Raw genomic sequence first — 18,465 nt, forward strand, 5'->3', positions numbered from 1 at the left:
CTCATCACGCGAAGTACTTTGCGACGCCTTGGAGTTGACGCATGCCTGAGAACCCCGAACTGCCCGAGAACACGTACGACTACGTGGTCGTCGGCGGCGGCACCGCCGGATCGGTGATCGCCTCCCGGCTCACCGAGGACCCGGACGTCACCGTCGCCGTCATCGAGGGCGGCCCCAGCGACATCGACCGCGACGACGTGCTGACCCTGCGCCGCTGGCTCGGCCTGCTCGGCGGCGACCTCGACTACGGCTACACCACGACCGAGCAGCCGCGCGGCAACTCGCACATCCTGCACAGCCGCGCCAAGGTGCTCGGCGGCTGCTCGTCGCACAACACCCTCATCTCGTTCAAGCCGCTGCCCGGCGACTGGGACGAGTGGGCCGAGGCCGGCGCCGAGGGCTGGGACCACAAGGCGATGGACCCCTACTTCGCCAAGCTGCGCAACAACATCGTCGCCGTCGACGAGAAGGACCGCAACGCCATCGCCCGCGACTTCGTCGAGGCCGCGCGGACGGCGACCGGCGTGCCGCGCGTCGAGGGCTTCAACAAGGGCCCGTTCAAGGACGGCGTCGGCTTCTTCGACCTCGCGTACCACCCGGAGAACAACAAGCGCTCGTCGGCCTCGGTGGCGTACCTCCACCCCCACATGGAGGCGGGCGACCGCCCCAACCTGACGCTGCTGCTGGAGACGTGGGCGTACAAGCTGGACTTCGTCGACGGCGTGCGCGCCCGTGGTGTCCACGTCCGCACCAAGGACGGCGCGGAGAAGCTCATCTCCGCGCGCCGTGAAGTCGTCGTGTGCGCCGGCGCCGTCGACACGCCGCGCCTGCTGCTGCACTCCGGTGTCGGTCCCCGGGCCGACCTGGAGAAGCTCGGCATCCCCGTCGTGCACGACCTGCCGGGCGTCGGCGAGAACCTGCTCGACCACCCGGAGTCGGTCATCGTCTGGGAGACGGACGGGCCGATCCCCGACAACAGCGCGATGGACAGCGACGCCGGCCTGTTCGTCCAGCGCGACCCCGAGGCCGCCGGGCCCGACCTGATGTTCCACTTCTACCAGATCCCGTTCACGGACAACCCGGAGCGCCTTGGGTATGTCAGGCCCGAGCACGGGGTCTCCATGACGCCGAACATCCCCAAGCCGAAGAGCCGCGGCCGCCTCTACCTGACCAGCGCGGACCCCGAGGAGAAGCCCGCCCTCGACTTCCGCTACTTCACCGACGAGGACGACTACGACGGGCGGACCCTCGTCGACGGCATCCGCATCGCCCGCGAGATCGCGAAGACGCAGCCGCTGGCCGGCTGGCTCAAGCGCGAGGTGTGCCCCGGCCCGGACGTCACCGGCGACGAGGAGCTCGGCGAGTACGCCCGCAAGGTCGCCCACACCGTCTACCACCCGGCCGGAACCTGTCGGATGGGCGCAAGGAGTGATGAACTCGCGGTGGTCGACCCCGAGTTGAGGGTCCGCGGGCTGCAGTCCATCCGAATCGCCGACGCGTCCGTCTTCCCGACGATGCCCGCGGTGAACCCGATGATCGGGGTGCTCATGGTCGGGGAGAAGTGCGCCGAGCTGCTGGGTGGTGACGCGTGATGAGTACGCAGACCGTGGTGAAGGACCCCGCTCCGCAGGCGGGCCCGGACTCCGCCGAGACCGTCTTCGCCGTCCGCAACCTGTGGAAGGTGTTCGGCCCCAGGCCCGAACGCGTCCCGGACGACGCGGAACTGGCCGGCCTGGACGCCGCCGAACTGCGCTCCCGCACCGGCTGCACCGCCGCCGTGCGCGACGTCTCCTTCGACGTCAGACGCGGTGAGGTCTTCGTCGTGATGGGCCTCTCCGGCTCCGGCAAGTCCACGCTGGTGCGCTGCCTGACCCGCCTCATCGAACCGACCTCCGGCTCCCTGTCCATCGACGGCGAGGACGTCCGCGCCATGGACAAGAGCCGGCTGCGCGCCCTGCGCCGCCACCGCGCCGCCATGGTCTTCCAGCACTTCGGCCTGTTGCCGCACCGCACCGTCCTCGACAACGTGGCCTACGGGCTGGAGATCCAGGGCGTCGGGCGCGCGGAGCGCCGGGCGAAGGCGATGGAGGTCGTCGCGAAGGTGGGCCTGGAGGGTCTGGAGGCGCGCCGCCCCGGTCAGCTCTCCGGCGGCCAGCAGCAGCGGGTGGGGCTCGCCCGCGCACTCGCCGTCGACCCCGAGGTCCTCCTCTTCGACGAGCCGTTCAGCGCGCTCGACCCGCTGATCCGGCGGGACATGCAGGAGGAGGTCGTGCGCCTGCACCGCGAGGAGGGCCGCACGATGGTCTTCATCACGCACGACCTCAACGAGGCGCTGCGCCTCGGCGACCGTATCGCCCTGATGCGTGACGGCCGCATCGTGCAGCTCGGCACCCCCGAGGAGATCGTGGCCGCGCCCGCCGACGACTACGTCCGCGCGTTCGTCCGCGACGTGCCCCGCGAACAGGTCATGACGGTCCGGCGCGCCATGCGCCCCGCCGACGCGGACGAGGCCGCCCGCGGCCCCGAGCTCGCCCCCGACGCCACGGTGTCGGAGGCGATCGAGGCGGTGGCGCGCAGCGGGTTCGCCGTGCGGGTGATGGACGACGGCCGGTGCGTCGGTGTCGTCGACCACGAACGCCTCCTCGGCGTCGTGGCCGGCACGGACACCGCCCCGACGACCGGCCCGGCACCGGCCCACGGGACGACCGAGCCGGCAGCGGCAGCGGTGCCCGCCCCGGATGCGAGTGGCGCGGCCGCCGAGCCGGCACCCGCCCCGGAGGCGAGTGGCGCGGCCGCCGAACCGGCAGCGGCTCGGCCCGACGCCACCCCCGCCGCCGAGCCCGCGGCCCCCCGCGGCGCGGAGGCCGGGCCCCGGGAGACGCAGGGCGCCGAGCCCGACGCACCCACGCCCGCGGCCCCGCGTCCCGGTGGCGAGGAGGCGGTCTGACATGACAGCTGCCGTCTCCGTCGGCCCCGCCGACGGCACCGCCTCCCGCTGGCGCGGCGCGCTCCGCAACCGCGTACTCGGCAAGCTCCTGCTGCTCGCCGTGGCCGCCGCGGTGATCGCGCCCATCCTCAACGCCCGCTGGTCCAGCGGCACCTGGCCCGACGCCCTCACCGTCGACGTCTCCGAACCGCTCGGCAAGGCCAGCGACTGGATCATCGACAACCGGGACAGCCACCCGCTGTTCCTCTACTTCCTCGGCCACATCAGCAACGCGATCGTCCTCTCGATCCGCGCCGTCTACCTCGTGCTGCTCGCCGCGGGCTGGGCGGGCGTCACGGCCGCGGCCGGTCTGATCGCCTGGCGCGTCGCCGGCTGGCGGCTCGCCACCTGCGCCGTACTCGCCTTCCTCGCGTGCGGCGCCCTCGGCATGTGGGTGCCCACCGTGCAGACGCTGGCGCTCATGGTGGTCGCCGTCTTCGTCTCGGTCGTCCTCGGCGCCGCACTCGGCCTCGCCGGGGGCCTGAGCGACCGCATGCACCGCGTCCTGCGCCCGGTCCTCGACACGATGCAGGTCTTCCCGGCCTACGCCTACCTGCTCCCCGTCGTCCTGGTCTTCGGCATCGGCGTACCCGCCGCGGTCCTCGCCACCGTCGTCTACGCGGCCCCGCCCATGGCCCGCCTCACCGCGCTCGGCCTGCGCTCCGCCGACGGCGGCGTCATGGAGGCCGTCGCCTCGCTCGGCGCGACCGGCCGCCAGCGCCTGCTGACCGCCCGTCTGCCGCTGGCCCGCAAGGAGCTGCTCCTCGGCCTCAACCAGACGATCATGATGGCGCTCTCCATGGCCGTCATCGCCTCCGTCATCGGCGCGGGCGGCCTCGGCGACCGCGTCTACCAGGCGCTGGCCTCCGTCGACGTCGGCGCCGCACTCGCCGCCGGCATCCCGATCGTGCTGCTCGCCGTCGTCCTCGACCGCATCACCGGCGCGGCCGGGGAACGGCTCGGCTCGCACGAGGCCCCGGCGCACTGGAAGTGGGGCGTCGTCGCGCTCGGCACCGTCGTCGTCGCCCTCGCGGCCCGCTTCGCGGACCGCCTCGACTGGCCGGAGTCGTGGGTCGCGAACATCGCCGCTCCCGTCAACGACGCCGTCGACTGGATGACCGACCACCTCTACACCGGCGTCCCCTACGTGGGCGGCACCGCCGACTGGGCCGGGCACTTCACCACCTGGATCCTCGACCCCCTGCGCTCCGGCCTGACCTGGCTGCCCTGGTGGTCGGTGCTGCTGATCGTCGCCGCGCTGGCCTGGCTGATCGGCACCTGGCGCACCGCCCTGACCGCCGTGCTCGCCATGGCCGCGATCGGCGTGCTCGGCGTCTGGAAGCCGTCCCTCGACACGCTCTCCCAGGTCCTCGCCGCCGTCGCCGTGACCCTGGTCATCGGCTTCGCCGTCGGTATCGCCGCCGCCCGCAGCGACCGCCTGGAAAGCGCCCTGCGCCCCGTCCTCGACGTCTTCCAGACGATGCCGCAGTTCGTCTACCTGATCCCGGTCGTCGCGCTCTTCGGTGTCGGCCGTGCCCCCGCCGCCGCGGCGGCCGTGGTCTACGCGCTGCCCGCCGTCGTCCGCATCACCGCGCAGGGGCTGCGCCAGGTCGACCCGGCGGCCCTGGAAGCGTCCCGCTCGATGGGCGCGACCACCGGCCAGCAACTGCGCCAGGTGCAACTCCCGCTCGCCCGCCCGGCGTTGCTCCTCGCCGTCAACCAGGGCGTCGTCCTGGTCCTCGCCGTCGTCATCATCGGCGGCCTCGTCGGCGGTGGCGCGCTCGGCTACGACGTCGTCTTCGGCCTCGCCCAGGGCGACCTCGCGACGGGGCTCGTCGCGGGCGCCGCGATCGTCTGCCTCGGTCTGATGCTGGACCGGGTGACGCAGCCGACGGAACGCCGCGTCCGCACCGGAAAGGGGGCCTGACATGCGTACGAACCGAACAGGCAGGCTTCTCACGGCGGTTGCCGGGGCCGGCGTCCTGCTCGCCGTCACCGGCTGCGGCGCCGCCGACATGACCAAGCAGGCGTCCCCGTACGCCAACGCCAAGGGCGCCAGGACGGTGACCCTCTCCGTCCAGTCCTGGGTCGGCGCCCAGGCCAATGTCGCCGTCGCCCAGTACCTCCTGGAGCACGAGCTCGGCTACCGCGTGGACACCGTGCAGGTCGACGAGGTCCCCGCCTGGGACGCCCTCAGCCAGGGCCGCGTCGACGCGATCCTGGAGGACTGGGGCCACCCCGACCAGGAGCAGCGTTACGTCAAGGACAAGAAGACCATCGAGAACGGCGGCGACCTCGGCGTCACCGGGCACATCGGCTGGTTCGTCCCGACGTACTTCGCCGAGCAGCACCCCGACGTCACGAACTACAAGAACCTCAACAAGTACGCCGACCAGCTGAAGACCGCCGAGAGCGGCGGCAAGGGCCAGCTCCTGGACGGCTCCCCGTCGTACGTCACGAACGACAAGGCGCTGGTCCAGAACCTGAAGCTGGACTACCAGGTCGTCTTCTCCGGCTCCGAGGCCGCGCAGATCACCCAGATCAAGCAGTTCGCCAAGCAGAAGAAGCCGTTCCTGACGTACTGGTACCAGCCGCAGTGGCTCTTCAAGAAGGTCCCGATGACCGAGGTGAAGCTGCCCGCGTACAAGGAGGGCTGCGACGCCGATCCGGAGAAGGTCACCTGCGCCTACCCGCAGACCCCGCTGCAGAAGTACCTCAACGCCGACTTCGCCAAGGCCGGCGGGAAGGCCGCGGCCCTCCTGAAGAAGTTCCACTGGACGACGGAGGACCAGAACGAGGTCTCCCTCATGATCGCCGAGCAGAAACTCTCGCCGGACGAGGCGGCGAAGAAGTGGATCGACAAGCACCGCGCCACCTGGGAGGCGTGGCTGCCCCGATAGCCGGGCAGGTTCTCTGTGCCGGGTGCCTTTCCTGACGGGGGCACCCGGCACAGTCATGCGCCGGTCATGCCCGGGCGGGCGGCCCGGCGCGTGGATCAGGCCAGGTCAGCCGCGATCTGGCGCAGCGCGGCGGTCGCCCGGCGCTGGAGGCCGGGCCCGAACGTGATCCGCGTCGCCCCCAGCTCGCCCCACTCCCGCGGGGAAGGCCCGCCGGGCGGCGCCCCGACGTTGACCGGCCCCTCGATCCCGGCCCGCAGCCGGGGCAGCGCGTCGGCCGGCGCCCCGATCGGGTACACGCAGTCCGCGCCCGCGGCCACGTACCGGCGCGCCCGCTCGATCGTCTCCGCGACGGGGTCGCCGACGCCCCTGATGAACGTGTCGATCCGCGCGTTGAGCACGATCCGGTCACCGGCCGCCGCCCGCACCTCGGCCAGCCAGTCGGCCTGCCGCGCCGGGTCCGTGAGGGCCGCGCCGGGGCCCGTCGCCGAGTCCTCCAGGTTGCAGCCGACGGCCCCGGTCTCCAGCAGCCGCTCCACCAGCTCCTTCGGCGCGAGCCCGTAACCGCCCTCGATGTCGGCGGAGACCGGCACCGACACCGACCGCACGATCCGGGCCACGGCGGCGAACATCTCGTCCGCCGGTGTCTGCCCGTCCTCGTACCCGAGCGACGCCGCGACCCCCGCGCTCGGCGTCGCCAGAGCCGGGAACCCGGCCTCCTCGAAGACCCGCGCGCTCGCCGCGTCCCACGGCCCGGGCAGGACCAGCGGATCGCCCGGGGTGCGGTCGTGGTGCAGGGCGCGCAGGACGTCCACGGGGCGCGCGGAGTCCTGGGGCCTGTCGGGTGTCACCATGCGGGGCCTCCCGGTTCGATGCGGCGGCTGACCATCAGCCGGTTCCAGCTGTTGATCACGGTGATCACCCCGATGAGGTGGGCCAGTTCGGCCTCACCGAAGTGCTCGGCGGCGGCGTCGTACACCTCGTCGGGGACGAACCCGCCCCCGGTGAGCACCGTCACCGCGTCCGTCAGCGCGAGCGCCGCCCGCTCCCGCTCGCTGTACACCTCCCCGGCCTCGCGCCAGGCGTCGAGCAGGGCGATCCGCTTCGGGGACTCGCCGTGCTTCTCGACGGCGATGCCGACGTGCATGTCCAGGCAGAACGCGCACGCGTTGAGCTGCGAGGCCCGGATCATCACCAGTTCGGCGAGGGCCGGGTCCCCGAGCCCCTTCTTCGCGGCCGCGCCGAGCGCGACCATCGCGTCCCGGACCCCGGCGTCCAACACCGTCGTACGGGCGCTCACTTGAAGTCGCCCGCCTTGTAGTGTCCGGGCGCCTGGCGGGTGGAGACCCCGAACCGGTTCCACGCGTTGATCGTGGTGATCGCCGCGATCAGCTGGCTCAGCTCCTTCTCGTCGTAGAGCTCCGCCGCCTTCTCGTACACCTCGTCGGGGACGAATCCGTCCGTGAGCACGGTGATCGCCTCGGTCAGCTCGATCGCGGCGATCTCCTTCTCCGTGTAGTAGTGCTTCGACTCCTCCCACGCGGCGAGCTGGATGATGCGCTCCACGCTCTCGCCCGCGGCCAGCGCGTCCTTGGAGTGCATGTCCAGGCAGAGCGCGCAGCGGTTGATCTGCGAGGCGCGGATCTTGACCAGCTCGTACGTCACCGGGTCGACCCCCTGACGGGCCGCGGCGTCGAGCCGCACCATCGCCTTGAAGACCTCGGGGGCGTGCTCGGACCAGGCGAGTCGCGGCGTGTGCTCGTGCATGTATGTCGTCATGCTTCGACCCTACGAATGGATTAGCCCAGAGGTATGGTCCATTTACATGGCAAAAACCTGGGCCACTTCGCCCTCCCGGCAGGCACTCGGCATCGACCTCCACATCGAGCCCACCGGCCCCGGCCTGCGCCGCGGCCTGACCGACGCCCTGCGCGACGCCGTGCGGGGCGGCCGCCTCGCCCCCGGCACCCGGCTGCCCGCCTCCCGCACCCTCGCGGCCGACCTCGGCATCGCCCGCAACACCGTCGCCGACGCCTACGCCGACCTCGTCGCCGAGGGCTGGCTCACCGCCCGCCAAGGCTCCGGCACCCGGGTCGCCGAACGCCCCGTCGAGACCCCCCGCCCCGCCCCGGCCCCCGAGCGCCGCACCCCGGGCGCGCTCCGCCACGACCTGCACCCCGGCACCCCCGACCTCGCCTCGTTCCCCCGCGCCGAATGGCTCCGGGCCTCCCGGCGCGCCCTGACCGCGGCCCCGAACGAGGCCCTCGGCTACGGCGACCCGCGCGGCAGGACCGAACTGCGCACGGCCCTCGCCGGCTACCTGGCCCGCGCCCGGGGCGTCCACGCCCACCCCGACCACATCGTCATCTGCGCCGGTTTCGTGCAGGGGCTGATGCTCCTCGGCGAGGTGCTGCGCCGCCGGGGCGTCCGCGACATCGCCGTGGAGGGCTACGGCCTCGACATCCACTGGAACGTCCTGACCCGCGCGGGGCTGCGCACCCGCCCCCTCCCCGTCGACGGACTCGGCGCGGACACCGGGGCGCTGGAGCCGCACGCGGGCGGCGCCGTACTGCTGACCCCTGCCCACCAGTTCCCGGTCGGCGTCCCCCTGCACCCGGACCGGCGGGCCGCCGTCGTCGACTGGGCGCGACGCACCGGAGGGCTGGTCCTTGAGGACGACTACGACGGCGAGTTCCGCTACGACCGCCAGCCCGTGGGCGCCCTCCAGGGGCTCGACCCCGACCGGGTGGTCCACCTCGGCACGGCGAGCAAGTCCCTCGCCCCCGGGCTGCGGCTCGGCTGGATGGTGCTGCCCGCCGCCCTCACCGACGAGGTGATCGCGGCCAAGGGCGACAGCGACTGGTCGTGCGGCGTCCTCGACCAGCTGACCCTCGCCGAGTTCCTGGACTCGGGCGCCTACGACCGCCATCTGCGCGGCGCCCGGCTGCGCTACCGCAGGCGCCGCGACCAACTCGTCGCCGCCCTCGCCGAACACGCCCCCGCCGTCCGCGCCACCGGCATCGCCGCGGGGCTGCACGCGGTCCTGCGGCTCCCGCCCGGCACCGAGCAGTCCGTGGTCCGGGCCGCCGCCTGGCACCGCCTGGGCGTCGCCGGCCTGTCCAGCTTCCGCCACGAGGACGCCACCGACCCGGCCACCGCCCGCGACGCCCTGGTCGTCGGCTACGGCACCCCGCCCGACCACGCCTGGGCCGGAGCATTGGACGCGCTCTGCCGGGTACTGCCCTGACGGAGGGGCGACGGCGGGGAGCCGCCGTGCGGGCGGCCGGCCCGCCCTTCTACGCTGACAGCCGGCGCGGCGCACACGGGTACGCGCAGACGGGGGAGACGGACAGATGGCGGAGAAACGACGGCGGCTGCGGTCGAGCACGGTGGTACTCGGCGGCATGGGCGTGCTCGCCACCGCCCTGACGTCCTGCGGTTCCGACCCGGACCGGCGCTGCGTGGACCGCGACAGTTACGACACGGTCAACGGCTACAAGGTCGTCAGCGACCAGTACTGCAAGAGCGGTTCGGGGACGGGCACCTCCGGCAAGGGCCGCAAGTCCGGCGCCGGGACCGCCCGCGCGGGCAAGGTCGACGGGGACTGGTACTACGACGCCGATGTCAGCGGCCGCCGCGCCGACGACGGCACCTTCAGCCGCAGCGAGGCCGTCGACCGGGGCGGCTTCGGCTGCTCGGGCTCCGGCTCCGGGGGCGGCTGACCCGGCATGCGGCGCCACACCATCCGGCCCCGCGACGGCTGGCAGCAGACTGTCGAGCAGCAGGGGCTGATCTACCCGCTCACCCGTTACCCGGACGACTCCCTGCGCCCCTACTGGGACGAGAGCGCCTACTACTCGTTCTCCCTGCCCGAGATCGAGGCGCTGGAGGACGTCGTCGAGGAGCTGCACGCGATGTGCCTGGCCGCCGCCGGCCACCTCGTCGCCGAGGACCGCCTCGCCGACCTGGGCATCACCGACCCGCGCCTCGCGTCACTCGTCCGCGAGTCCTGGCGGCGGCGCGCGGAACTCCCCTCCGTGTACGGCCGGTTCGACCTGCACTACGACGGCCGTACGGGGGCCCCGGCGAAGCTCCTGGAGTACAACGCGGACACGCCCACCTCCCTCGTGGAGGCCGCCGGACCCCAGTGGTTCTGGATGGAGGAACGCTTCCCCGGCGCCGACCAGTGGAACTCCCTCCACGAGCGGCTGGTCGAGGCGTGGCGCGAGCAGGCGGGCCTCCTGCCGCCCGGCAGCCCGCTGTACTTCGCGCACTCCGCCGCCGACGAGCTCGGTGAGGACCTGATGACCGTGGCCTACCTGCGCGAGACCGCCGAACAGGCGGGCCTCGACACGCGGGCCATCTCCGTGGAGGACATCGGCTGGGACCCGCTGTCGCGCCGCTTCGTCGACCTGGGACTCCGCTTCATCCGCGGCTGCTTCAAGCTCTACCCCTGGGAGTGGCTGACCACCGACCGCTTCGCCCCCCACGTCCTGGACACGCTCGACAACGGCGGCGGCACGGGCACCACCCTGTGGATCGAACCCGCCTGGAAGATGCTCCTCTCCAACAAGGCGCTCCTCGCGGTGCTCTGGGAGCTCTTCCCGGGCCACCCGAACCTCCTCCCCGCCTACCTGGACGGCCCGCGCGAACTCGCCCGCACCACCGGGTACGTGGCCAAGCCGCTGCTCGGCCGGGAAGGCGCCGGGGTCACGCTGCACGGACCGGCCGCCGCCCCGGCCGGTCAGGGCCGCCGCGAAGAAGCCTGCTGCTACCAGGAGTTGAGGCTCCTTCCCGACTTCGACGGCAACCGGGTGGTGCTCGGCGCCTGGGTCGTGGCGAACGAGGCGGCGGGCCTCGGCATCCGCGAGTCCGCGGGCCCGGTCACGGACGAGTACGCCCGCTTCCTGCCCCACGTCATCCTCTGAGAAGCCCCGGCCAGACCCTGGTCAGCCTCTGGTCAGCTCCTGGTCAGTCCCCGGTCAGTCCCCGGTCAGGCGCCGAGCACCGCACGGAGCTGGTCGAGCCCCCAGTCCAGGTCCTCCTTGCTGATCACCAGCGGCGGGGCGATCCGGATGGTGGAGCCGTGGGTGTCCTTGACGAGCACCCCCCGCTCCAGCAGCTTCTCCGAGATCTCCCGGCCCGTCCCGTACGCCGGATCGATGTCCACCCCCGCCCAGAGCCCGCGGCCGCGCACCTCGGTCACCTTGCCCGTCCCGGCCAGCAGGCCCAGCTCGGCATGGAGGTGATCACCGAGCTCCGTGGCCCGCTGCTGGAACTCCCCGCCGCGCAGCATCTCGATCACCTCCAGCGCCACCGCGCAGGCCAGCGGGTTGCCGCCGAACGTCGACCCGTGCTCGCCCGGCCGGAAGACCCCCAGCACCGAACGGCCGGCCACCACCGCGGACACCGGCACGACACCGCCGCCCAGCGCCTTGCCCAGCACGTACATGTCGGGCACCACGCCCTCGTGCTCGCAGGCGAACGTCCGCCCCGTGCGGCCGAGCCCCGACTGGATCTCGTCCGCGATGAAGAGCACGCCGCGCTCGCGCGTCAGCTCCCGGACCCCCGCGAGGTACCCGGCCGGCGGCACCAGTACCCCCGCCTCGCCCTGGATCGGTTCGAGGAGGACCGCCACGGTGTCCTCGGTGACCGCGTCCCGGAGCGCCGCCAGATCGCCGTAGGGGACGATGTCGAAGCCCGGCGTGTACGGGCCAAAGTCCGCGCGCGCCTCGGCGTCCGTGGAGAAGCTGACGATCGTCGTCGTGCGGCCGTGGAAGTTGCCGCCCGCGACCACGATCCGCGCCCGGCCGTCCGGCACCCCCTTGACCCGGTACCCCCACTTCCTGGCGGTCTTCACCGCGGTCTCCACCGCCTCCGCCCCCGTGTTCATCGGCAGCACCGTCTCCATGCCGCACAGCTCGGCGAGGCGCGTACAGAACTCGGCGAACCGGTCGTGGTGGAAGGCCCGGGAGGTCAGGGTGACCCGCTCCAGCTGGGCCTTGGCGGCGTCGATCAGCCGCCGGTTGCCATGGCCGAAGTTGAGCGCGGAGTACCCGGCGAGCATGTCCAGGTAGCGGCGCCCCCCGACATCCGTCATCCACGCGCCCTCCGCCGTGGCGATCACGACGGGCAGCGGGTGGTAGTTGTGCGCGCTGTGCGCTTCGGCCCGGGTGATCGCTGCGTCAGTGGTAGTCACGGGATCTCCGTTCTTACGGCTCTGAAGGCCCTGCGGCTTTTACCGCGGGAGGCGGGCTTGTGGCCCTTTCCTATCGTCGCTCGCATCATGGACGCGGAAACCTCCGCACCGGCGCGCCGGGTACTGTGATTCCCGGGCCGTGACTGGCGCGCTGGGATGGGACCGACCATCGGGGAGCGGCCCGCGAACTGTGTGCCGTGCGCCTGGGCCGACCGTGCACCCTCCCGGAGGTCCGTCATGTCGGAGCCCACCCCTTCCGCTTCCGCCGTCTCCCCGGCCCTGTCCACCGAGTCCGTCGCCTTCCGCAGCGCCCTCGACGTGATCCGCGCCGTGGAGCCGCGGGTCGCCGACGCCATCGGCCAGGAGATCGCCGACCAGCGCGAGATGCTCAAGCTGATCGCCAGCGAGAACTACGCCTCCCCGGCCACGCTGCTTGCGATGGGCAACTGGTTCAGCGACAAGTACGCCGAGGGCACCGTCGGCCGCCGCTTCTACGCGGGCTGCCGCAACGTCGACACCGTCGAGTCGCTCGCCGCCGAGCACGCCCGCGAGCTCTTCGGCGCCCGGCACGCCTACGTCCAGCCGCACTCCGGCATCGACGCCAACCTCGTCGCCTTCTGGGCCGTCCTCGCCGACCGCGTCGAGGCCCCCGCCCTCCAGCGGGCCGGCGTGCGGGGCGTCAACGACCTCTCCGACACCGACTGGGCCGAGCTGCGGCAGGCCTTCGGCAACCAGCGCATGCTCGGCATGTCCCTGGACGCCGGCGGCCACCTCACCCACGGGTTCCGGCCCAACATCTCCGGCAAGATGTTCGACCAGCGCAGCTACGGCACCGACCCGGCCACCGGCCTCCTGGACTACGAGGCGCTGCGCGCCACCGCCCGCGAGTTCAAGCCGCTGATCATCGTCGCCGGCTACTCCGCGTACCCGCGCCTGGTGAACTTCCGCGTCATGCGGGAGATCGCCGACGAGGTCGGGGCGACGCTGATGGTCGACATGGCGCACTTCGCCGGTCTCGTCGCGGGCAAGGTCCTCACCGGCGACTTCGACCCGGTACCGCACGCCCAGATCGTCACCACGACCACCCACAAGTCGCTGCGCGGCCCGCGCGGCGGCATGGTCCTGTGCGACGACTCGCTCGCCGGCCAGGTCGACCGCGGCTGCCCGATGGTGCTGGGCGGCCCGCTCCCGCACGTCATGGCCGCCAAGGCCGTCGCCCTCGCCGAGGCCCGCCGCCCCGACTTCCGCGACTACGCCCGGGCCGTCGTCGACAACGCCCGCGCCCTCGCCGAGGGCCTCACCCGGCGCGGCGCGACCCTGGTCACCGGGGGCACGGACAACCACCTCAACCTGATCGACGTGGCCTCCTCCTACGGCCTGACCGGACGGCAGGCCGAGACCGCGCTGCTCGACTCCGGCATCGTCACCAACCGCAACGCGATCCCCGCCGACCCGAACGGCGCCTGGTACACCTCCGGCATCCGCATCGGCACCCCGGCCCTGACCACCCGGGGCCTCGGCGCCACCGAGATGGACGAGATCGCCGCGCTCATCGACCGTGTCCTCACGGCCACCGAGCCCGGCACCACCGGCAAGGGCGCCCCCTCCAAGGCGCAGCACGTCCTGGAGCCCAAGACCGCCGACGAGGTCGCGCGCCGCGCCGCCGACCTGCTCTCCGGCTTCCCGCTCTACCCGGCCGTCGACCTCACCTGAGCCCGGCCCGCCGCCCGCGTCCGGGACGGACCCGCCCCGGACGCGGGCGCCACGGCGCGTACCTGTGCCCGAGCTGGGAGAGACACCTGAGACAATGAGGGGCATGGCCTCTGACAGTCCCCGCGTGCTCTCCGGTATCCAGCCCACCGCAGGCTCGTTCCACCTCGGCAACTACCTCGGCGCGGTGCGCCAGTGGGTGGCGTTGCAGGAGTCCCACGATGCCTTCTACATGGTGGTGGACCTGCACGCGATCACGGTCCCGCAGGACCCGAAGGAGCTGCGGGCGAACACCCGGCTCGCCGTCGCCCAGCTGCTGGCCGCCGGCCTCGACCCGGACCGCTGCACGCTGTTCGTCCAGAGCCACGTCCCCGAGCACGCGCAGCTCGGCTGGGTCATGAACTGCCTCACCGGGTTCGGCGAGGCGAGCCGTATGACGCAGTTCAAGGACAAGTCCGCCAAGCAGGGCACGGACCGCGCCACGGTCGGCCTGTTCACGTACCCGGTGCTCCAGGTCGCGGACATCCTCCTCTACCAGGCCCACGAGGTGCCGGTCGGCGAGGACCAGCGCCAGCACATCGAGCTCACCCGCGACCTGGCCGAGCGCTTCAACGGCCGCTTCGGGGAGACCTTCACGATCCCGGCGCCGTACATCCTGAAGGAGACGGCCAAGATCTACGATCTTCAGGACCCGTCGATCAAGATGAGCAAGTCGGCGTCGACCCCCAAGGGGCTCATCAACCTCCTCGACGAGCCGAAGGTCACGGCCAAGAAGGTCAAGAGCGCGGTCACCGACACCGACACCGTGATCCGCTACGACACGGAGAAGAAGCCGGGCGTCAGCAATCTGCTCACCATCTACTCCACCCTCACCGGCACCGGTATCCCGGAACTGGAGCACAAGTACGAGGGCAAGATGTACGGTGCGCTCAAGACGGACCTGGCCGACATCATGGTGGACTTCGTGACGCCGTTCCGGACCCGCACCCAGGAGTACCTGGACGATCCCGAGACGCTCGACTCGATCCTGGCCAAGGGCGCGGAGAAAGCGCGGGCCGTCGCCGCCGAGACTCTCGCCCAGGCGTACGACAAGGTCGGCTTCCTGCCCGCCAAGCACTGAACCCGCGACCGCCGCACGCCTTGCCCGCACGCCCGCCACCCGACGACAGGAGTACGACGTGGGGACCGTAACGATCGGTGTCTCGATCGCGGTCCCGGAGCCTCATGGCAGCCTGCTCCAGGAGCGGCGTGCGGGCTTCGGCGACCCTGCGGCACACGGGATTCCCACGCACATCACCCTGCTCCCGCCGACCGAGGTGGCGGCCGGGGACCTCCCGGCGATCGAGACGCACCTGTCGGAGGTGGCGGCCTCGGGGCGCCCCTTCGCGATGCGCCTCTCGGGGACGGGGACGTTCCGGCCGCTGTCACCCGTGGTGTTCGTGCAGGTCGTCGAGGGTGCCGAGGCGTGTGCCTGGCTCCAGAAGCAGGTGCGCGACGCGTCCGGGCCCGTCGCCCGCGAGCTGCAGTTCCCGTACCACCCGCACGTCACCGTGGCGCACGGCATCGCCGAGGAGGCGATGGACCACGCCTTCGAGGAGCTCGCCGACTACGAGGCGGCCTGGCCGTGCGAGGGTTTCGCCCTCTACGAGCAGGGCGAGGACGGCATCTGGCGCAAGCTGCGGGACTTCACCTTCGGCAAGCCGGCGCTCCCCGGGCAGAAGCCCGACCGCACGACGCGCGGCCGCAGGCAGCCCGCGCGCTGAGCGCCGGGCGGAGCCCGGGCGGCGTCAGACGGGGAGCCTGCGGAACAGCGGCCGCGGCACGTGCCGCAGCGCCGACATGACCACGCGCAGCGCTCCCGGCACCCAGACCGTCTCCGACCGGCGCCGCAGCCCCGTCTCGATGGCATGTGCCACCGCCTCCGGGGTGGTGGCCAGCGGCGCCTCCTCCATGCCCGCCGTCATCTTGGACCGCACGAACCCGGGCCGCACCACCATGACGTGGACGCCCGTGCCGTGCAGCGCGTCCCCGAGCCCCTGCGCGAAGGCGTCGAGCCCCGCCTTGCTCGACCCGTAGATGAAGTTGGCGCGGCGGGCCCGCTCGCCCGCGACCGACGACAGTACGACCAGGGAACCGTGCCCCTGGGTCTGCAACGCCCGCGCGCAGATCAGCCCGGCCGAGACGGCGCCGGTGTAGTTGGTCTGCGCGACCCGGACCGCCGCCAGCGGCTCGCCCTCGTCGCGGGCCTGGTCACCGAGGACACCGAAGGCCAGCAGCACCATGTCGATGTCGCCCTCGGCGAAGACCTTGCCGAGCGTCACCTCGTGGGACTCCGAGTCCAGGGCGTCGAACGGGACGGTACGAGCGTCGGCCCCCAGGCCGCGCAGGTGCTCGGCGGCGCTCTCCAGGGCGGGTGACGGACGGCCCGCGAGCCACACGGTGCGGGTGCGCCGGGCGACGAGCCGGCGGGCGGTCGCGAGCGCGATCTCCGACGTGCCGCCGAGGATCAGCAGGGACTGGGGGGCACCGAAGGCGTCCTTCATGAAATCCACACTCCAAAGGGGGGCGAAGGTCGGGGTGCGCGGTGGGGGCGCGCTCAGAGGTTCAGTCGTCGGGAGAGGTCGGACCGGAAGACGCCGCGCGGGTCCATCCGGGCCCGCAGCGCGCGGAACTCCGCCAGCCGCGGATACATGGCGGCAAGGAGCTCGGGGCGCAGCCGGGAGTCCTTGGCGAGGTAGACGCGCCCCTCCGCGGCCGCCACCTCCTCGTCCAGCTCGTCGAGGAACGCGCCCAGCTCCGGGAGGTTGGCTGGGATGTCGAGGGCGAGGGTCCAGCCCGGCATGGGGAAGGAGAGCCAGCCGGGGTCCCCGTCACCGAAGCGTTTGAGCACCGCGAGGAAGGACGGGCAGCCGCGCTCCGAGATGCGCCGCACGATACGGCGAAGGGCCTCCTCCTGCCCGTGGCCGACGACGAACTGGTACTGCACGAAGCCGCTGCGGCCGTAGACCCGGTTCCAGTGCGGGACGCCGTCGAGGGGGTGGAAGAACGTCGACAGTCTCTGGATCTCACCGACGCGGGACCGGGGAGCCTTGCGGTACCACAGCTCGTTGAAGAGACCGACGGTCGTGCGGCCCAGCAGACCTTCCGGGAGGAAGGAGGGGGCGGAGGGCAGCCGGCCCGGACGGAAGGCCAGCGGGGCACGGCGGGCGCGCGCGGGCAGGGCGTCCAGCGGGGCGTGGTCCCCGCGGGTGAGGACGGCGCGGCCCATCGCGGCGCCGCGGGCCAGCAGATCGATCCAGGCGACCGAGTAGCGGTAGCGGTGATCGGTCTCGGTGAGGCGGGCCATCAGATCGTCCAGGTCCGCCGCGCGTTCGGTGTCGACAGACATCAACGAGGTCTCGACGGGCAGCAGTTGGACGGTCGCGGTGAGGATGACACCGGTCAGTCCCATGCCGCCGGCGGTGGCGTCGAAGAGTTCGCTGCCGCGCTCGACGATGCGGATCTCGCCCTCGGCCGTGAGGAGTTCCAGTGCCAGGACGTGCCGGGAGAAGGACCCGCGGACGTGGTGGTTCTTGCCGTGGATGTCGGCGCCGATCGCGCCGCCGACCGTGACATAGCGCGTGCCCGGGGTCACCGGGACGAACCAGCCGAGCGGGAGGAGCACCTCCATCAGCCGGTGCAGCGAGATCCCCGCGTCGCAGAGCACGGTGCCGCCGGTGGCGTCGATGGCGTGGATCCGGTCCAGGCCGGTCATGTCCAGGACGGCGCCGCCCGCGTTCTGCGCCGCGTCTCCGTAGGCCCGGCCCAGGCCCCGGGCGATGCCGCCGCGGCGGCCGGGTGCGGCGCACTCCCGGATCGCCGCGACGGTCTGCTCGTAGGAGCGGGGGCGGACCAGGTGCGCCGAGGTGGGGGCGGTGCGGCCCCAGCCGGTGACGGGCACGGTGTCGTATCCCGGGGGCGCGGAGACGGGCGCGGAGACAGGGTCGGCAGCCATGCACGTGACCGTATCGCCACAAGAGGGGTGATTCACCCTAAACCTGACAGTCTCTCACCGAAATGGGTGATTGTGGGAGTGTCATACTAAATAACCGGTGATGCGACGGTCCTGGACTCCAGAGTGAGCCACATGGACGACATGGATCGCCGATTGCTGTCGGCACTGCGCGACTGCGGCACCGACCGGCGCGTCGCCGCGACGGCGCGCGCGCTGTCCTGGGCCGGTGAACACGCGGCCCTGTGGCTGGCCGCGGGCCTGGTGGGCGCCGCGGCCGACCGTGCGCGGCGCCCGGCGTGGCTGCGCGGGACGGCCCTCACCGCCGGGGCGCACCTGGCCAGCATGGGAGTGAAGCGGGTGGTGCGCCGACCGCGGCCACCCGCCCGAGCGGGCACCGAGCCGCTGGTGCGGACCGCGGGCCGGCACTCGTTCCCCAGCTCGCACGCGACCTCGGCCGCCGCCGCGGCGGTCGCCTACGGGGCGCTGGGGCCGACGGCCGCGCGGCTCGTGCCGCCGCTGGCCGCCGCGGTCTGCGTCTCGCGGATGGTGGTCGGCGTGCACTACCCCTCCGACGTCGCGGCGGGCGCGGCGCTCGGCGCGCTCACGGCACGGCTCGGGGCGCGCTGGATGACCGGGGGCGAGGCGCGGTGACGGAGCGCGTGGAGCGGGCGGAGCCGCC

17 protein-coding genes and 1 riboswitch are annotated in these 18,465 nt (G+C 72.7%); of the genes, 11 read left to right on the forward strand and 6 right to left on the reverse strand.

What is annotated here, in order from left to right:
• Positions 1-41 precede the first annotated feature (41 nt).
• The 4 genes from ACZ45E_RS31370 to ACZ45E_RS31385 are packed head-to-tail and all read left to right on the forward strand — an operon-like array spanning position 42 to position 5,886.
• Entirely contained in the window at positions 42-1,592 is a 1,551-nt protein-coding gene (locus ACZ45E_RS31370; RefSeq protein ID WP_468227153.1) for a GMC family oxidoreductase, read from the forward strand.
• The gene (locus ACZ45E_RS31375; protein WP_468227156.1) at positions 1,592-2,947 is read left to right on the forward strand and encodes a quaternary amine ABC transporter ATP-binding protein; all 1,356 of its coding nucleotides are present in this window, start codon (positions 1,592-1,594) and stop codon (positions 2,945-2,947) included. Before ACZ45E_RS31370 ends, ACZ45E_RS31375 begins: the two co-directional genes overlap by 1 nt.
• 1 nt (position 2,948) lies before the next feature.
• Positions 2,949-4,913 carry an ABC transporter permease gene (locus ACZ45E_RS31380; protein ID WP_468227159.1) on the forward strand — a complete coding sequence of 655 codons (1,965 nt, stop codon included), beginning with the start codon at positions 2,949-2,951 and terminating at the stop codon, positions 4,911-4,913.
• Position 4,914: 1 nt separating this feature from the next.
• Positions 4,915-5,886 carry an ABC transporter substrate-binding protein gene (locus ACZ45E_RS31385; protein ID WP_468227162.1) on the forward strand — a complete coding sequence of 324 codons (972 nt, stop codon included), beginning with the start codon at positions 4,915-4,917 and terminating at the stop codon, positions 5,884-5,886.
• Between the two features lie 95 nt (positions 5,887-5,981).
• Here ACZ45E_RS31385 and ACZ45E_RS31390 read toward each other — a convergent pair whose 3' ends face one another.
• The 3 genes from ACZ45E_RS31390 to ACZ45E_RS31400 are packed head-to-tail and all read right to left on the reverse strand — an operon-like array spanning position 5,982 to position 7,662.
• Positions 5,982-6,737, reverse strand: a complete 756-nt coding sequence (locus tag ACZ45E_RS31390; RefSeq protein WP_468227164.1) for an isocitrate lyase/PEP mutase family protein — start codon at positions 6,735-6,737, stop codon at positions 5,982-5,984.
• Positions 6,731-7,183, reverse strand: coding sequence for a carboxymuconolactone decarboxylase family protein (locus ACZ45E_RS31395; protein WP_468227167.1), 453 nt, complete (start codon positions 7,181-7,183; stop codon positions 6,731-6,733). Before ACZ45E_RS31395 ends, ACZ45E_RS31390 begins: the two co-directional genes overlap by 7 nt.
• On the reverse strand, positions 7,180-7,662 hold the full coding sequence (locus tag ACZ45E_RS31400) for a carboxymuconolactone decarboxylase family protein (RefSeq protein WP_468227170.1): 483 nt from the start codon (positions 7,660-7,662) through the stop codon (positions 7,180-7,182). The genes ACZ45E_RS31395 and ACZ45E_RS31400 overlap by 4 nt, the downstream gene beginning before the upstream one ends.
• 46 nt (positions 7,663-7,708) lie before the next feature.
• Between ACZ45E_RS31400 and pdxR the strand changes: the two genes are divergently transcribed.
• The 3 genes from pdxR to ACZ45E_RS31415 all read left to right on the forward strand — a co-directional run bounded on the left by pdxR (position 7,709) and on the right by ACZ45E_RS31415 (position 10,811).
• A complete protein-coding gene (gene pdxR / locus ACZ45E_RS31405) occupies positions 7,709-9,130 on the forward strand; it encodes a MocR-like pyridoxine biosynthesis transcription factor PdxR (RefSeq protein ID WP_468227173.1) in 1,422 nt (473 codons plus the stop codon).
• A gap of 106 nt (positions 9,131-9,236) precedes the next feature.
• Positions 9,237-9,605 (forward strand): hypothetical protein, encoded by a 369-nt coding sequence (locus tag ACZ45E_RS31410; protein ID WP_468227176.1) that lies wholly within the window; start codon positions 9,237-9,239, stop codon positions 9,603-9,605.
• A gap of 6 nt (positions 9,606-9,611) precedes the next feature.
• Positions 9,612-10,811 (forward strand): glutathionylspermidine synthase family protein, encoded by a 1,200-nt coding sequence (locus ACZ45E_RS31415; RefSeq protein WP_468227179.1) that lies wholly within the window; start codon positions 9,612-9,614, stop codon positions 10,809-10,811.
• Between the two features lie 65 nt (positions 10,812-10,876).
• Here the strand turns inward: ACZ45E_RS31415 and rocD are convergent, their stop codons facing one another.
• Positions 10,877-12,082 (reverse strand): ornithine--oxo-acid transaminase, encoded by a 1,206-nt coding sequence (rocD, locus tag ACZ45E_RS31420; RefSeq protein ID WP_468227182.1) that lies wholly within the window; start codon positions 12,080-12,082, stop codon positions 10,877-10,879.
• Between the two features lie 129 nt (positions 12,083-12,211).
• Positions 12,212-12,298: riboswitch (ZMP/ZTP riboswitch) on the forward strand.
• Positions 12,299-12,319: 21 nt separating this feature from the next.
• On the opposite strand from rocD, the gene ACZ45E_RS31425 reads away from it, so the two are divergent.
• The 3 genes from ACZ45E_RS31425 (at position 12,320) to ACZ45E_RS31435 (ending at position 15,555) form a co-directional block, all read left to right on the forward strand.
• Complete coding sequence (locus tag ACZ45E_RS31425) at positions 12,320-13,795, forward strand: glycine hydroxymethyltransferase (RefSeq protein ID WP_468227184.1); 1,476 nt, start codon at positions 12,320-12,322, stop codon at positions 13,793-13,795.
• Between the two features lie 103 nt (positions 13,796-13,898).
• Complete coding sequence (gene trpS / locus ACZ45E_RS31430) at positions 13,899-14,912, forward strand: tryptophan--tRNA ligase (protein ID WP_468227187.1); 1,014 nt, start codon at positions 13,899-13,901, stop codon at positions 14,910-14,912.
• 58 nt (positions 14,913-14,970) lie between these two features.
• On the forward strand, positions 14,971-15,555 hold the full coding sequence (locus tag ACZ45E_RS31435) for a 2'-5' RNA ligase family protein (RefSeq protein ID WP_468227190.1): 585 nt from the start codon (positions 14,971-14,973) through the stop codon (positions 15,553-15,555).
• 24 nt (positions 15,556-15,579) lie between these two features.
• On the opposite strand, the gene ACZ45E_RS31440 is transcribed toward ACZ45E_RS31435, so the two are convergent.
• Both ACZ45E_RS31440 and ACZ45E_RS31445 read right to left on the reverse strand, forming a co-directional pair.
• Entirely contained in the window at positions 15,580-16,335 is a 756-nt protein-coding gene (locus ACZ45E_RS31440; protein WP_468227193.1) for a decaprenylphospho-beta-D-erythro-pentofuranosid-2-ulose 2-reductase, read from the reverse strand.
• Positions 16,336-16,388: 53 nt separating this feature from the next.
• Positions 16,389-17,786, reverse strand: a complete 1,398-nt coding sequence (locus ACZ45E_RS31445; RefSeq protein ID WP_468227196.1) for an FAD-binding oxidoreductase — start codon at positions 17,784-17,786, stop codon at positions 16,389-16,391.
• A 132-nt stretch (positions 17,787-17,918) separates the two neighbouring features.
• Between ACZ45E_RS31445 and ACZ45E_RS31450 the strand changes: the two genes are divergently transcribed.
• Positions 17,919-18,437, forward strand: coding sequence for a phosphatase PAP2 family protein (locus ACZ45E_RS31450; RefSeq protein WP_468227199.1), 519 nt, complete (start codon positions 17,919-17,921; stop codon positions 18,435-18,437).
• Positions 18,438-18,465: the final 28 nt, after the last annotated feature.

Source organism: Streptomyces sp. NPDC030991 (assembly GCF_055571235.1).

What these genes read in the sequence shown, in the direction of transcription:
- ACZ45E_RS31370 (WP_468227153.1), top strand. Translation starts at nt 42, where the DNA reads ATGCCTGAGAACCCCGAACTGCCCGAGAACACGTACGACTACGTGGTC.
- ACZ45E_RS31375 (WP_468227156.1), top strand. Translation starts at nt 1,592, where the DNA reads ATGAGTACGCAGACCGTGGTGAAGGACCCCGCTCCGCAGGCGGGCCCG.
- ACZ45E_RS31380 (WP_468227159.1), top strand. Translation starts at nt 2,949, where the DNA reads ATGACAGCTGCCGTCTCCGTCGGCCCCGCCGACGGCACCGCCTCCCGC.
- ACZ45E_RS31385 (WP_468227162.1), top strand. Translation starts at nt 4,915, where the DNA reads ATGCGTACGAACCGAACAGGCAGGCTTCTCACGGCGGTTGCCGGGGCC.
- ACZ45E_RS31390 (WP_468227164.1), bottom strand. Translation starts at nt 6,737, where the DNA reads ATGGTGACACCCGACAGGCCCCAGGACTCCGCGCGCCCCGTGGACGTC.
- ACZ45E_RS31400 (WP_468227170.1), bottom strand. Translation starts at nt 7,662, where the DNA reads ATGACGACATACATGCACGAGCACACGCCGCGACTCGCCTGGTCCGAG.
- pdxR (WP_468227173.1), top strand. Translation starts at nt 7,709, where the DNA reads ATGGCAAAAACCTGGGCCACTTCGCCCTCCCGGCAGGCACTCGGCATC.
- ACZ45E_RS31410 (WP_468227176.1), top strand. Translation starts at nt 9,237, where the DNA reads ATGGCGGAGAAACGACGGCGGCTGCGGTCGAGCACGGTGGTACTCGGC.
- ACZ45E_RS31415 (WP_468227179.1), top strand. Translation starts at nt 9,612, where the DNA reads ATGCGGCGCCACACCATCCGGCCCCGCGACGGCTGGCAGCAGACTGTC.
- ACZ45E_RS31425 (WP_468227184.1), top strand. Translation starts at nt 12,320, where the DNA reads ATGTCGGAGCCCACCCCTTCCGCTTCCGCCGTCTCCCCGGCCCTGTCC.
- trpS (WP_468227187.1), top strand. Translation starts at nt 13,899, where the DNA reads ATGGCCTCTGACAGTCCCCGCGTGCTCTCCGGTATCCAGCCCACCGCA.
- ACZ45E_RS31440 (WP_468227193.1), bottom strand. Translation starts at nt 16,335, where the DNA reads ATGAAGGACGCCTTCGGTGCCCCCCAGTCCCTGCTGATCCTCGGCGGC.
- ACZ45E_RS31445 (WP_468227196.1), bottom strand. Translation starts at nt 17,786, where the DNA reads ATGGCTGCCGACCCTGTCTCCGCGCCCGTCTCCGCGCCCCCGGGATAC.
- ACZ45E_RS31450 (WP_468227199.1), top strand. Translation starts at nt 17,919, where the DNA reads ATGGACGACATGGATCGCCGATTGCTGTCGGCACTGCGCGACTGCGGC.